The 12,341-nt window shown below is 69.0% G+C and carries 12 protein-coding genes and 1 pseudogene; 9 read left to right on the top strand and 4 right to left on the bottom strand.

Annotation, left to right across the window (positions count from 1 at the left end):
* The first annotated feature begins 2 nt into the window (after positions 1 to 2).
* From mtrB to ACX1D0_RS05350, 6 genes and pseudogenes are all read left to right on the top strand, one after another.
* The gene (mtrB, locus tag ACX1D0_RS05375; RefSeq protein ID WP_459020391.1) at positions 3 to 1,460 is read left to right on the top strand and encodes an MtrAB system histidine kinase MtrB; all 1,458 of its coding nucleotides are present in this window, start codon (positions 3 to 5) and stop codon (positions 1,458 to 1,460) included.
* On the top strand, positions 1,457 to 3,148 hold the full coding sequence (locus ACX1D0_RS05370; RefSeq protein ID WP_459019855.1) for an LpqB family beta-propeller domain-containing protein: 1,692 nt from the start codon (positions 1,457 to 1,459) through the stop codon (positions 3,146 to 3,148). Before mtrB ends, ACX1D0_RS05370 begins: the two co-directional genes overlap by 4 nt.
* Positions 3,149 to 3,201: 53 nt before the next feature.
* Complete coding sequence (locus tag ACX1D0_RS05365; RefSeq protein WP_459019854.1) at positions 3,202 to 3,828, top strand: ComF family protein; 627 nt, start codon at positions 3,202 to 3,204, stop codon at positions 3,826 to 3,828.
* A gap of 172 nt (positions 3,829 to 4,000) precedes the next feature.
* Complete coding sequence (hpf, locus tag ACX1D0_RS05360) at positions 4,001 to 4,606, top strand: ribosome hibernation-promoting factor, HPF/YfiA family (protein WP_459019853.1); 606 nt, start codon at positions 4,001 to 4,003, stop codon at positions 4,604 to 4,606.
* Positions 4,607 to 4,745: 139 nt separating this feature from the next.
* Positions 4,746 to 7,266: pseudogene (gene secA, locus ACX1D0_RS05355) on the top strand (preprotein translocase subunit SecA); the annotation flags it as partial.
* 125 nt (positions 7,267 to 7,391) lie between these two features.
* Positions 7,392 to 7,496: an SEC-C metal-binding domain-containing protein gene (locus tag ACX1D0_RS05350; protein ID WP_459020390.1), complete on the top strand. Its 105-nt coding sequence runs from the start codon at positions 7,392 to 7,394 to the stop codon at positions 7,494 to 7,496.
* A gap of 21 nt (positions 7,497 to 7,517) precedes the next feature.
* Here ACX1D0_RS05350 and ACX1D0_RS05345 read toward each other — a convergent pair whose 3' ends face one another.
* From ACX1D0_RS05345 to ACX1D0_RS05335, 3 genes are all read right to left on the bottom strand, one after another.
* Positions 7,518 to 7,916, bottom strand: a complete 399-nt coding sequence (locus ACX1D0_RS05345) for an Rv3235 family protein (RefSeq protein WP_459019852.1) — start codon at positions 7,914 to 7,916, stop codon at positions 7,518 to 7,520.
* 104 nt (positions 7,917 to 8,020) lie between these two features.
* The gene (locus ACX1D0_RS05340; protein ID WP_459019851.1) at positions 8,021 to 9,280 is read right to left on the bottom strand and encodes a hypothetical protein; all 1,260 of its coding nucleotides are present in this window, start codon (positions 9,278 to 9,280) and stop codon (positions 8,021 to 8,023) included.
* Positions 9,277 to 9,609: a cupredoxin domain-containing protein gene (locus ACX1D0_RS05335; protein WP_459019850.1), complete on the bottom strand. Its 333-nt coding sequence runs from the start codon at positions 9,607 to 9,609 to the stop codon at positions 9,277 to 9,279. Before ACX1D0_RS05335 ends, ACX1D0_RS05340 begins: the two co-directional genes overlap by 4 nt.
* Before the next feature lie 52 nt (positions 9,610 to 9,661).
* Here ACX1D0_RS05335 and ACX1D0_RS05330 point away from each other — a divergent pair, with 52 nt between their 5' ends.
* Both ACX1D0_RS05330 and ku read left to right on the top strand, forming a co-directional pair.
* Entirely contained in the window at positions 9,662 to 10,132 is a 471-nt protein-coding gene (locus tag ACX1D0_RS05330) for a DUF6912 family protein (protein ID WP_459019849.1), read from the top strand.
* Between the two features lie 14 nt (positions 10,133 to 10,146).
* Entirely contained in the window at positions 10,147 to 10,944 is a 798-nt protein-coding gene (gene ku / locus ACX1D0_RS05325; RefSeq protein ID WP_459019848.1) for a non-homologous end joining protein Ku, read from the top strand.
* Positions 10,945 to 10,951: 7 nt separating this feature from the next.
* On the opposite strand, the gene ACX1D0_RS05320 is transcribed toward ku, so the two are convergent.
* The gene (locus tag ACX1D0_RS05320; protein WP_459019847.1) at positions 10,952 to 11,422 is read right to left on the bottom strand and encodes a DUF2505 domain-containing protein; all 471 of its coding nucleotides are present in this window, start codon (positions 11,420 to 11,422) and stop codon (positions 10,952 to 10,954) included.
* 42 nt (positions 11,423 to 11,464) lie between these two features.
* On the opposite strand from ACX1D0_RS05320, the gene ACX1D0_RS05315 reads away from it, so the two are divergent.
* Positions 11,465 to 12,316 (top strand): PHP domain-containing protein, encoded by an 852-nt coding sequence (locus ACX1D0_RS05315; RefSeq protein WP_459019846.1) that lies wholly within the window; start codon positions 11,465 to 11,467, stop codon positions 12,314 to 12,316.
* Positions 12,317 to 12,341 lie beyond the last annotated feature (25 nt).

The raw sequence follows: 12,341 nt of genomic DNA, 5'->3' as shown, positions 1-12,341 counted from the left end.
TCATGATGCTCGCGGGCATGGTGCTGCTGCAGCAGGCGACGGTGGGCGTCGTCGCCGCGAAGAAGGCGGCGTCTCTCAACGAGGCCACGGGCGTGTACGCGTTCATGCAGGATCAGCTCCGCAGCCCCGAGAACCGGGGAGTCGCGGTGAACGAGGCACTGAACCGTCTCGCCGATCTGGCGGACGCGCAGGCGGCGCAGTACCGCGTGGTCATCCAGGGCCCCACCTCGCGGCTGGTGTCGGCTGGCATCCGCCCCGAGTCGGTTCCGGGTTCCCTCATCGCCCAGGTGGAACAGGTCGAGGGCATGTTCGTGACCCCCACCACCGTGGTGTTCACGGATCCCGACGCTCAGGCGGAGCCGGGGTGGGCCATCGGGACGGCGCTGACCGGGTCCACGGGGGAGCGGTACCCGATCTACTACATCTTCCCCATGACCACGGAGACCCAGACGCTGCGTGGCCTGCAGGGCGCGGTCACCGGGACCGGGATCGCGTTGGTGGCCGCCCTCGCGCTGGTCGCCTACCTCATCACCAACCAGGTGGTGCGGCCCGTGCGGCGCGCGAGCCAGGCCGCACTCAAGCTTGCCTCCGGACAGTTGGGGGAGCGCATGGCCGTTCGCGGCACCGACGATCTGGCCAGCCTCGCCAAGTCCATGAACCGGATGGCGGCCCAGCTCCAGCAGCGCATCCGTGAACTCGAGACCCTGTCCACCCTCCAACAGCGTTTCGTCAGCGACGTGTCCCACGAGCTGCGCACGCCCATGACCACCATCAAGATGGCCTCGGACGTGATCTACGACTCCCGCTACGCCCTCGACCCCCTCACGGCCCGCTCCGCGGAGTTGATGAGCCTCGAGATCGAACGCTTCGACGGCATGCTGGCAGACCTGCTGGAGATCTCGCGCTTCGACGCCGGCGCCGCGGTGCTCTGCCTCGACGAGACCGACGTCGCCGCCCTCGTGGAGGCCGAGGTCGAGGCGGGTCGTCGGATGGCGGACAAGCTCGGTGTCGCCGTCACTCTGGAACGCAGGGGGCTGGACACCATGGCCGCGGTCGACTCCCGGAGGATCCGTCGCATCCTGCGCAACCTCATCACCAACGCCATCGAGCATGCCGAGGGCAGGCCCGTCCGAGTCGTGGTGGCGGCCAACGAGGCGGCCGTCGCGGTGACGGTGCGCGACCATGGTGTCGGCTTCGAGGCCGAGGACGCGGCGCGCGTGTTCGACAGATTCTGGCGGGCCGATCCCAGCCGAACCCGCGTCGTCGGCGGCTCCGGGCTCGGGTTGGCGATCTCCATGGAGGACGCCCGCCTGCACCACGGATGGCTGACCGCCTGGGGCCGTCCGGGCCGGGGGGCCCAGTTCCGGCTGACGATTCCCCGCGAGCCGGGACATGAGCTGACCACGTCGCCCCTCTCGGTGATCCCCGTCGACGACCGGCCGCCGGAGGTGACCCGGTGAGGCCCCTGATGGCGGCGATCCTGGCCGTGATGGTTTTTGCCGCTGGATGCACGCAGATCCCCACGTCGGGTCCTGTCGAGGAGGTCCCCATGTCGGCGGAGCCGTGGGGCGTCGATCTCGCGCCCCAGCCACCCGAGGAAGGCGTCCAGCCCGCGCGGCTGGTAGAGGGCTTTCTTCAGGCCATGGCCTCCCCTGAGGGCGGATACGCCATCGCCCGACGGTACCTGACGGAGGCCGCGGCGGCGCGCTGGGACCCCACCTCGGCCGCCGTCGTGGACGCGCTGGTCGTCGGGCTGTCCGACGGCACGGTTGAGGGTGTCCAGGTGGGCGTGCTCGACGGCAACGGGCGCTTCGCGGCCGTCCCGCAGGAGTTCGAGCACGACTTCCGCACCGTCCAGGAGAAGGGCCAGTGGCGCATCGCCTCCCCGCCGGCAGGGTTGCTGCTCTCGCGCTACATCTTCGAGCGCTACTACGAGCGCGTTCCGCTCTACTTCACCAGCCGCTCGGGGACCCATGTGGTCCCGGACCCCATCCACGTCCCGGAGATGGTGGTGACACCGACGGCCATCGTCGAGGCCCTGCTCAGCGGACCGTCGGAGGCCATCGCCCCCGCCGTCGCCGACGCCGTCCCCAGCGGCGTCCACCTGGCCGACGGCGGGGCGACCATCGATTCCGCCGGCGTCGTGACGGTTCAGCTGACCGGCTTGTACGACAGGCTGAGCGACGACGCCCGACGCAGGCTGGGGGCGCAGCTCCTCTGGTCCCTGACGGCGGTGCCGCGGGTCACCGGGCTGGTGGTGACCAACGACGGCATCCCGTTCACCCTCCCGGGGGCGCGGGCCGACGGGGTGGTGGAGCTTGCCGGCCAGCAGGGGTACCAGATCCTCTCGCGTGCCTCGACCGTCGACCTGTTCGGCGTCCGCGACGGTGCCCCGGGCCGGGTGCTGGGTGACGATCGCTTCGAGCCCTGGCGTGGGGTCGAGGCGGCGGTGGCGGACCTGGCAGTGTCGCTGGACGGGGACTCCGCCGCCCTCATCGACGAGGGCCGGACGGGTCTGCTCATGGGAACCATCCAGGGTGAGATGACCCCCGTCGAGGTGCCGTACGTGAACCTCAGATCCCCCCAGTTCGTCCTGGGGACGCTGTGGCTCCTCGGCGAGGATGCCGAGGGCAGCACCCGGCTGTTCACGGTCAACCGGATGGGTGACGTGGAGGAGGCCACGGTCCAGATCCCCGACGGGAGAGGTCTTGAGCAGTTCGCCGTCTCGCCCACCCGGGCTCGGGTGTCGCTTCTGCTGTCGGCGGGGGGAGTGCGCGAGGTGGGGATGGCCACGGTCCTCCCGGGGGGCCCGCTCACGGTGGTGGAGTGGCGGCCCCTGCCGTTGGTGGCCCCCTCAGGCCAGATCCTCACGGATCCGAGTGCCGTAGCGTGGCACGGCGAGACATCGGTGGCGGTGGCCGGTGTCGCGGCAGGTCTGCGGTCCGTCTACAGCGCGGAGGTGGACGGCTCCCTCGTCGAGGAGCTCGGCCCCCTCTCCGGTGAGGTGGAGGAGCTGACGGCGATGGCAAGGTTGGGCGGTGGCGCGGTGGCGATCCGGACCTCGGCCGGTGTCACCTGGCGATATGAGGCGCGCACGCGGTGGACGCGGCTGGCCGAGGACCTCACGGCCATCGCCTACGCCAGCTGAGTTGCCCTGTGGAGGGGCGGTGAGGTGCGGCCGGGGCTGACGATCATGGGGGCATGACCCGATTGATCGACGCAGCCGCTGATCTCCTGCTGGGGGCCACCTGCCCTGGATGCTCGACGCCGGGTTGGGGCCTCTGCGGGCTGTGCCTCGCTGCCCTGTCGGTCCCGGTGAGGTGGGTTCATCGGGGGCTTGATGTTCCGCTCAGCGCCGCCTGTCCCTATCGCCCGGTGCTCGCCCATGTTGTCCCGCGCTACAAGGACGACGGCGCCCTCCACCTCGACCGCATGCTGGGCCGTCTCCTGGCGCGGGCCGTGAGCGTCCACGACCCGCCACCGGAGGCCATTCTCGTTCCGGTCCCGTCAAGGCCCGCGGCGGTGCGGGCGCGCGGCTACGACCATGCCCACCGGCTCGCCGTCGCCGCGGCCGGCCGCCTCGGCCTGAGAGCGGTGCGGGTGCTCCGGAGGAGCCCCGATGGTGCGGACCAGGAGGGCCTCGGCAGGGCTCAGCGCGCCAAGAACCTCGCCCACTCCATGCGGGCGCGGCCCACCGTCGCGCCCGTGATCCTCGTCGACGACGTGGTCACCACGGGGGCCTCTCTCGGTGAGTCCCTCAGACGCCTCACGGCGGTGGGGGTGCAGGTCCTGGGTGCCGCAGTCGTGGCCGACGCTGACTACCGTTGAGACACTTCCCGTCAAGCCTGACAGCGTTCGCCGGCAGGGGTAGCGTTGGTACATGTTGAGGCCGCAGGATGGATCGTCAGATCCCCTGCGGTCTGCTGCATCCGTCGCGGGGGAACTCCCCGCGGTGGAGTTGGAGTCGGGCCCCTGGGGCCCCACGACAGACGGAGGAAACATGGACATCGTCGTCACGGGTCGGCACTGCACGATCAACCCCGAACTGAAAGAACTCGTCACGGATCGATTGGCCGCTGTCGAGCGCCTGCGGGATCGGGTCATCCGCGTTGAGGTCGAGTTTCATGCCTCGGAGGGGACGAAGGATCCCTCAGACGCCGTCGAGGTGCAGCTCACCCTCCGGAGTCGCGGGCCGGTCGTCCGGGCGGAAGCCAGGGCCAACGACAAGGTGGCGGCATTCGAGATGGCGTTGGAGCGGCTGAAGGCTCAGCTACGGAAGGCGGCCGACCGCCGCAAGACCCACCGCGGGCTCCGTGCGGGCAACATCGCCGAGATCGCGCATCCTGTGGCCGAGGTCAACGGGCACGCGCAGGACGACGTGGAGACCCATGAGGTCGCCGGTCTTGTCGTCACGGGGGACGGGCCACTAGTGGTGCGCGAGAAGGAGTTCAGCACGGCTCCACTCACTCTGGCCCAGGCCCTCGACGAGATGGAACTCGTGGGACACGACTTCTTCCTCTACCAGGACGCGGACAGCGGCCGCCCGTCGGTGGTGTACCGGCGCAAGGCCTACAACTACGGCGTGATCCACCTCAACGTCTCCTGACCGGTTCTCTGACAGCGCCCCGGCCGTGGCCGGGGCGCTGTCGCGTGTCGTCGTTGCCGGCTGGCGTTAGGATGGCTGGCGGTACCGCCGCGTGAAATCGCGGTGTTCGCGAGATGTGAGGAATCGACCTGTGGGTGTCATGGATTTTCTGAGCGGCCTCGGCTCCGGAGCCCAGCTTCGACGGCTGCAGAAGGTGGCCGACCAGGTCAACTCCATCGAAGAGGAGTTCCAGGCCATGTCCGACGCCGAGCTGCGGGCCGAGACGGACACCTTCCGTCAGCGCATCGCGGACGGTGAGTCGCTGGATCGCCTCATGCCCGAGGCCTTCGCCACGGTACGCGAGGCGTCGGTGAGGGTTCTGGGGAAGCGTCACTTCGACGTGCAGCTCATGGGCGGCGCAGCGCTCCATTGGGGCAACATCGCCGAGATGAAGACCGGTGAGGGCAAGACGCTCGTGGGCACGCTCCCCGCCTACCTCAACGGCCTCACCGGCGAAGGCGTGCACGTCGTCACCACCAATGACTATCTCGCCAAGTACCAGTCCGAGCAGATGGGGCGAATCCACCACTTCCTGGGGCTCGAGGTGGGTGCCATCCTGGCGTCCATGACCCCGGCGGAGCGCCGCGTGGCGTACGCCTCGGACATCACCTACGGCACCAACAACGAGTTCGGCTTCGATTATCTGCGTGACAACATGGCGCTGCGCAGTGACGATCTCGTCCAGCGCGGGCATCACTACGCCATCGTTGACGAGGTGGACTCCATCCTCGTCGACGAGGCCCGCACCCCACTGATCATCTCCGGCCCGGCCGAGGACACCCACGAGTGGTACCCGGTGTTCTCCAAGCTGGTGAGGACCCTGCGCCGCGACGTGGATTACGAGGTGGACGAGAAGAAGCGCACCATCGCGGTGCTGGCGCCCGGCATCGAGAAGGTGGAGGACCGGCTGGGGATCGAGAACCTCTACGAGTCCGCGAACACGCCCCTCATCTCGTACCTCAACAACGCCATCAAGGCCAAGGAGCTCTTCAAGCGGGACAAGGACTACGTTCTGGCCGGCGACGAGGTGCTGATCGTCGACGAACACACCGGCCGCACGCTCGCGGGCCGCCGCTACAACGAGGGCCTGCACCAGGCGCTGGAGGCCAAGGAGGGCGTCCGGATCAAGGACGAGTACCAGACTCTGGCCACCATCACGCTGCAGAACTACTTCCGTATGTACTCCAAGCTGGCGGGCATGACGGGCACGGCCAAGACGGAGGAGTCGGAGTTCCAGAAGATCTACGGGCTCGGCGTCATCCAGATCCCCACCAACCGGCCGATGATCCGCAAGGACCAGCCGGATCTGATCTACCGCACCGAGGAGGCCAAGTACGAGGCCATCGTCAAGGACGTGGTGGACCGGCACGCGCAGGGGCAGCCGGTGCTCCTCGGAACGGCCTCTGTCGCCAAGTCCGAGTTGCTGTCCGGGCTGCTCAAGCGCGCCAACGTGCCGCATGAGGTGCTCAATGCCAAGCACCACGAACGCGAGGCCTCCATCGTCGCCGAGGCGGGCCGCAAGGGCGCGGTCACGGTGTCGACCAACATGGCCGGACGCGGCACGGACATCATGCTGGGCGGCAACCCCGAGTTTCTGGCGGACCTCCAGTTGCGGAAGGCGGGTTTGGACCCGCACGAGACCCCCGAGGCGTACGAGGCCCGGTGGAACGAGACATTGGCGGCCCTGGAGCAGCAGGTGGGCTCCGAGCATGACGAGGTGGTGGCCACCGGCGGCCTGTACGTTGTGGGCTCCGAACGTCACGAATCGCGCCGCATCGACAACCAGCTGCGCGGCCGCTCCGGCCGCCAGGGGGACCCCGGCGAGAGCCGGTTCTATCTGTCGCTCAGCGATGATCTGATGCGCCTGTTCCGGCCTGAGCTGCTGGAACGTGCACTGCTGATGATGAAGGTCCCAGATGACGTGCCCATCGACATGAAGTCGGTGTCGAAGTCCATCGAGAGCGCCCAGAAGCAGGTCGAGGGCCAGAACTTCGAGATGCGCAAGAACGTGCTCAAGTACGACGATGTGCTCAACCGGCAGCGTCACGCCATCTACGGGGACCGTCGCCGCGTCCTGGACGGCGCCGACGTGTCCGAGCAGCTTCGGACCAACGTGCGGCGAGTGGTCACCGACGTGGTACGCAACCACACCGTCGGCATCCCCGAGGAATGGGATCTGGAGACCATGCTCACAGAGCTGCGGACGCTCTACCCGGTGACCATCACCCTCGCCCAGCTCGACGAGCAACTGCCGGAGCAGCATGAGCTGGTGGACATGGTCACCGAGGACGCGCTGCGCGCCTACGACGCACGGGAGGAGCAGCTCGGCGCTGAAACCATGCGGGAGCTGGAACGCCAGGTGCTGCTGACGGTGCTGGACCGGAAGTGGCGCGAGCACCTGTACGAGATGGACTACCTCCGCGAAGGCATCGGCCTACGGGCGATGGCGCAGCGCGATCCGTTGGTCGAGTACCAGCGTGAGGGCGGCGACATGTTCGTCGCCATGATGGACGCCTTCATGGAGGAGGTCGTGGGCTTCCTGTTCAACCTGGAGGTCACGGCGCGTCCGGCGGAGCCGGCCCTCGCCGTCGGCCTGGTGACCGACGAATCAGGGGCACCCATCCGGGTGCCTTCGGAGGAGGAGACACCCGAGCCGCTGGCCAAGGGCCTGGAACGTCACGCCGACACCAATCTCAGCTACTCCGCGCCGGACGAGACCGGTGAGGTGATCCAGACGAACGCGCCGATGGCACGGGCCGCGGAGAAGGTGGGCCGCAACCAGCCCTGCCCGTGCGGATCGGGGCGCAAGTACAAGGTCTGCCACGGCCGTCCGGGGGCCGCTGCGGTCTAGACCCCGCCGAGTCCGTCGGCCTCAGGCGGCCCATGCGGCGGACTGCACACCCACAGGAGTGAGGATCACCAACTCCGAGCACCGCCATGTCGTGGGGCCGGCATCGAGGCGCAGGATGCAACTGACCGAGCGGCCGCCGGAGCACACCCGAACCGTTGCCTCCACTGATCTCTCAGTGGGCATCTGAGACCGGACCCTGCCGACCCTGACCCGGCGGAAACGGCCGCTGTCGACGTAGTGGACCAGGTTCTCAAACGCCGCCGGCGCCAGATGTGGACGCAGCTGGTGCAGCGGCCGCCTGCCCATCACGGCCTCGAGAACCGCCCGGATGAGGTTCATGGCCTGTGAGGGCACCGGATCCGGCGCAGGATGCCTGGGGCGGACACTGGCGAGATGCGTGACAGGTAGTTGGAGGCTCATGGCCTCGACGCTAGGGTCGCCCGGCCGCGACGGCAGCGCCGGCGAGTCCCACCGACAACACATCGGAGCGTTCGGACAACACCTGGGCGGCTCAGGACAACAACTCAGCCACCGAACATCAGCAGGAGTCCGCCGACGGTGAACACCACCATGATGCTCAGCAACGGCAGATGCACCGCCACCCGGCCGGGGTGGGTGCGCAGCGCGATGTCGTGGGTGACCAGCACCCCCGCCACGTGGCCGCCGACGATGAGCAGCACCTGCAGGACGGCGATGAGGGTGGGGTACGCGAACAGCGTGGTGACGGGGGCCGCCTCGGCCATCCCGAACAGGTCCCAGCCTGCCCCCAGCGGGTCGCTGAACCGGATGAGAGTGCGCTGACCCTCCAGGTACAGCATGGTGCCGTAGTGCGCCAGAGCGTAGGCCACGACGAGGGGGATCAGGCCCGGGGCCAGGGAATCCATCTGTATCCCGCGGTAAGGGCGGGTGCCGATCCAGAACAGCGCGTAGATCACCCCGACGCTCGTGAGCAGGCCCAGCGTGCCGATCGGCCAGGCCCACCCCTCTAGCCCCTGGGTGGCGCGCACCCACCAGGCGGTGTTCGACAGGGCGTCGAAGAGCGTGCCGCCCAGCAGCACGCTCGCCAGGGCGGCCAGGTGCTGCGGTGCCCGCCAGGACCCGAGGTTCCGGAGTGGGTCGACCAGCAGCAACACGCCACGGCTGGTGCGACTCCACGGCGACAGCCGCGCCACGATCGTCGCGTACGCCTCGAACGGATCCGCCTGCGCGATCCAGCGCTGGCCCTGGAACAGGACGCCCCCGACCACCCACGCCACCCAGGCGGCGGCGAAACCCCGAAGCACCGGAAGCGTCGCGCCTTCGGGCTGAACCAACTCCAGGTAGAGGAAGGCCAGCAGTGCGGCCGCGGCGGGCAGTCTCGACGCCGCGGCGTTACCAGCCGGGGCGGCGGCCCCCGTGAAGCGGAGCAGCAGCCGAAGCGGGTTGGTCCGCCGGTAGACGGCGCCGAACAGTAACGACATCGGCACGAGGCCCACCCAGAGCAGCACGTAGACGAAGCCGAAGGCGGGATTGTCGATCCGATCCACCCCGAACGTCAGCGCCAGACCGGCCACCAGCCACCCGGACCCTACGAGGATCCGGAGCGGTCGGGAGAACCAGGGGGAGTCCACGACGGCGGTCAGGCGCGGCAACTCCACGCCGTGCTGGTCCCGGAGGCGCGGCGTCCTCCAGGCGAACAGCGCGACCCAGAAGGTGACCACCAGCACGGCCCCCCCGCCGGCGAGCACGAACCCGAACGGGAGCGGCAGGTCGCCCCGGGAGGCGATGCCGTGCAGCGGCGTCACCGGATGACCAGGTCCAGCCAGATGACGTCTGTGACGTGGGACTCCACCTCATAGGTCCCAGCCATCGCCGCCTCGAAGACGATGTCGGTGGGTTCCCCTGCCGCGAGGTCCCGCTCGATCTCATAGCCGTGCACGTGCGCCCGGTCCGCCGTCGGGGTGGTGATCCGAAGGGTCACTTCCGCGCCCAGCTGCACCTCGACCCGCCGCGTGTCCGCCGGCGGATCGGTGACCACCAGCTCGATGGTCTGGGGGGCGGCCGTCGGGGTGCCGCACGCCACGAGCAGGACGACGGCGGTGGCGGCGGCAAGGGACCTGATCGTGCGCAACATGTCGTCGTCGAACCTACTCCGATTCCTGCCTCGGTGCATCTAGTCTGGTCGGGTGAGACGCCACCTCGTGTTCATCCCCATCGCCGCCGAAGAGTTGGGCATCCTGGCGGGCGATCCGGTTGTCGCGGACCGGCCCGCCTACACCGTGACGCCGGAGCTGCTCGAGGAACTCGAGTACACCGAGGCGGAGGCCGAGGACGCGGAGTACGCCGCCCTGGTGCTCGCGTCGATCGCAGGCCTGAGCGAGTACGGAACCAGGCTCGTCGTTGTGGCGGAGGTCGACCCGGCGCTGATCGCCGCGTCGGATGACCCGGCCAACGGCAGGGTCACGCTCACCGGGTGCCCGCCGTCGGCCATGACCGCCTGGTTCTGCGAGGAGCCTGGCGTGGATGTGGCGGACGCGGCCGCCATCGCCCGGGGCCTCACCATCGATCAGGCCTGGGATCTGCCCCAGGTCCAGCAGCTGTTACAGGAGCACGAGCTGCTGTGGAACGACGTCGTCGAATACCGGCGCGGAGAGTAAGGGAGGGTCCTGACATGCCACGTTCCATCTGGAAGGGCGCTGTGTCCTTCGGCCTGGTGTCGATTCCCGTCAAGCTCTACGGCGCCACGGAGGACCGTGACGTGTCCTTCAGGCAGGTCCACGCCAGCGACGGCGGCCGCGTGCGGCAACAACGCATCTGCGAGAAGTGCGGCGAGGTGGTGGCCTATGCCGACATCGCGAAGGGCTACGAGTCCGCAGACGGCCGCGTCGCCATCCTGACCGACGAGGACTTCGACAACCTGCCGCTGAGCACCCTCAAGACCGTGGACGTGGTCCAGTTCGTCGACGGCCACGAGGTGGATCCCACCTTCTTCCAGCGCACCTACTTCCTGGAGCCCGAGGCCGCGGGCCAGAAGCCCTACGTGCTCCTGCGCGAGGCGCTGGCCAAGGAGGACAAGGTGGCGGTGGTCAAGGTGGCCCTGCGCAGCCGCGAGTCGCTGGCGCTGATCCGCCCCAAGGACGATCTCCTGCTCATGCACACGATGTACTGGCCGGACGAACTCCGCGACGGGGAGTTCGCGGCTCCCTCGACCGAGGTCAGGATCTCGGATGCGGAGATGGAGATGGCGAAGCTGCTCATCGCGCAGTTGGAGGGGGAGTTCGATCCCGCCGCCTACCAGGACTCCTACCGCGAGGCCCTCCTCGAGGTGGTGGAGGCCAAGCTTGCTGGGGCTCCCGCGCCGGCGGCGTCGGAGACGTCCCAGCCTGTCGGCGACGTGGTGGACCTCATGGCCGCGCTCAAGGCCTCCGTCGACGCCGCGAAGAAGCGCCGCGAGGCGGCCGCCAGCTGACCGCGGGTCAGCTGCTGAGCCAGGCTGCCGCCCGGCGCTCCAACCCGGCGAAGGCTTCGCGGATGAACGGCTCGATCATGGACTCCACCTTCTTGCCCACCAGCGGAATTCTCACCTTCAGGTCCCCGCTGTAGCGGCCCTGCGTTCCCTGGCCCTGGGGCGTCAGGGCGGTCTGGGCATTGACGTCGATCGGCATCCCGGGCACATCGACCTCGACGGTGCCGCGGATCGACCCGTCCGCCGACGGCGGCTGGAAGCGGAACACCTGCGCGAGAGTCACGGCCTCACCCACGAACTTCGCCAGATTCGCCGGCACCGGCAGCTTCATCTCGAGGCGGGTGGCGTCGTCGGCGATCGTAACGCGGTGCTCGAGGGCCCCGGCGTGCCGGGCCACGTCGGCGATGAACTCCTCATTGCGCATCAGCGCGACGACCGCATCCGGAGCGGCGGCGTACTGGTGGGTGTAATCCAAATCCATGCCTGTCAGCGTAGCCGGACGGACGAACCCTAGGATTGGCCCATGAAGATCGACCTGCACACCCATTCCCGGGTCAGCGACGGGACGGACACCCCGACCAGCCTGGTGATGAAGGCCCACGATGCCGGGCTCGACGTGATCGGGCTCACCGATCACGACACCTTCGGCGGCGTGGCCGAGGGTCAGGAGGCCGGCAAGAGAATCGGTGTGAAGGTCCTGGGCGGCATCGAGATGTCGGCCGAGCACGACGGCGCCTCGGTCCACCTGCTCGGCTACGGCTGTGACCCGTTCGACCGGGAGCTCAACGCAGAGCTGGCCCGCATCCGGTTCGGCCGGACGGACCGGCTGCCGGCGATGGTGGCCAAGCTCACGGCGGCCGGACTCGATGTCACGATGGACGAGGTCATGACGGCTGCGAACGGCGCGCCCGCCATTGGCAGGCCGCACGTGGCGGACGCGCTGGTGGCCAAGGGTTACGTCGCGGATCGCGACGAGGCGTTCGCACGGTGGATCGGTGAGGACGGCCCCTGCTACGTCCATCGGTATGCGTGTGAACTGGAGCGTGCGATCGGCCTGGTGCACGCCGCCAAGGGCGTCGCCGTCATCGCGCACCCGTGGGGCCGCGGCGGCCAGCGGGTACTGCCCGCCCCCTACCTGGAGTCGCTGGTGCAGGGCCACGGGCTTGAGGGAATCGAGGTGGACCATCCCGATCACGACGATGAGACCCGTTCGCTGCTGTTCGAGATGGGCGCGCGGCTGGGCCTGGTGCGCACCGGATCCAGCGATTATCACGGCCTGGGGAAGAAGCGCAATCCACTGGGCGCCAACCTGACCCGGCCGTCGGCCTACCGGGACCTCGTCGCCCGGATCCGCCGTCGCGGCGGCGTCGTCTAGGGCCGCTAGGCTGGGGCCCCGCACC

The organism is Tessaracoccus pujii, from assembly GCF_054483895.1.
The sequence above is the reverse complement of the archived record's forward strand: the minus strand, read 5'-3'. Positions and strand labels throughout refer to the sequence as shown.

What these genes read in the sequence shown, in the direction of transcription:
- ACX1D0_RS05320 (WP_459019847.1), bottom strand. Translation starts at nt 11,422, where the DNA reads ATGGATTTGGATTACACCCACCAGTACGCCGCCGCTCCGGATGCGGTC.
- ku (WP_459019848.1), top strand. Translation starts at nt 10,147, where the DNA reads ATGCCACGTTCCATCTGGAAGGGCGCTGTGTCCTTCGGCCTGGTGTCG.
- ACX1D0_RS05365 (WP_459019854.1), top strand. Translation starts at nt 3,202, where the DNA reads ATGACCCGATTGATCGACGCAGCCGCTGATCTCCTGCTGGGGGCCACC.
- ACX1D0_RS05335 (WP_459019850.1), bottom strand. Translation starts at nt 9,609, where the DNA reads ATGTTGCGCACGATCAGGTCCCTTGCCGCCGCCACCGCCGTCGTCCTG.
- ACX1D0_RS05345 (WP_459019852.1), bottom strand. Translation starts at nt 7,916, where the DNA reads ATGAGCCTCCAACTACCTGTCACGCATCTCGCCAGTGTCCGCCCCAGG.
- mtrB (WP_459020391.1), top strand. Translation starts at nt 3, where the DNA reads ATGATGCTCGCGGGCATGGTGCTGCTGCAGCAGGCGACGGTGGGCGTC.
- hpf (WP_459019853.1), top strand. Translation starts at nt 4,001, where the DNA reads ATGGACATCGTCGTCACGGGTCGGCACTGCACGATCAACCCCGAACTG.
- ACX1D0_RS05350 (WP_459020390.1), top strand. Translation starts at nt 7,392, where the DNA reads ATGGCACGGGCCGCGGAGAAGGTGGGCCGCAACCAGCCCTGCCCGTGC.
- ACX1D0_RS05315 (WP_459019846.1), top strand. Translation starts at nt 11,465, where the DNA reads ATGAAGATCGACCTGCACACCCATTCCCGGGTCAGCGACGGGACGGAC.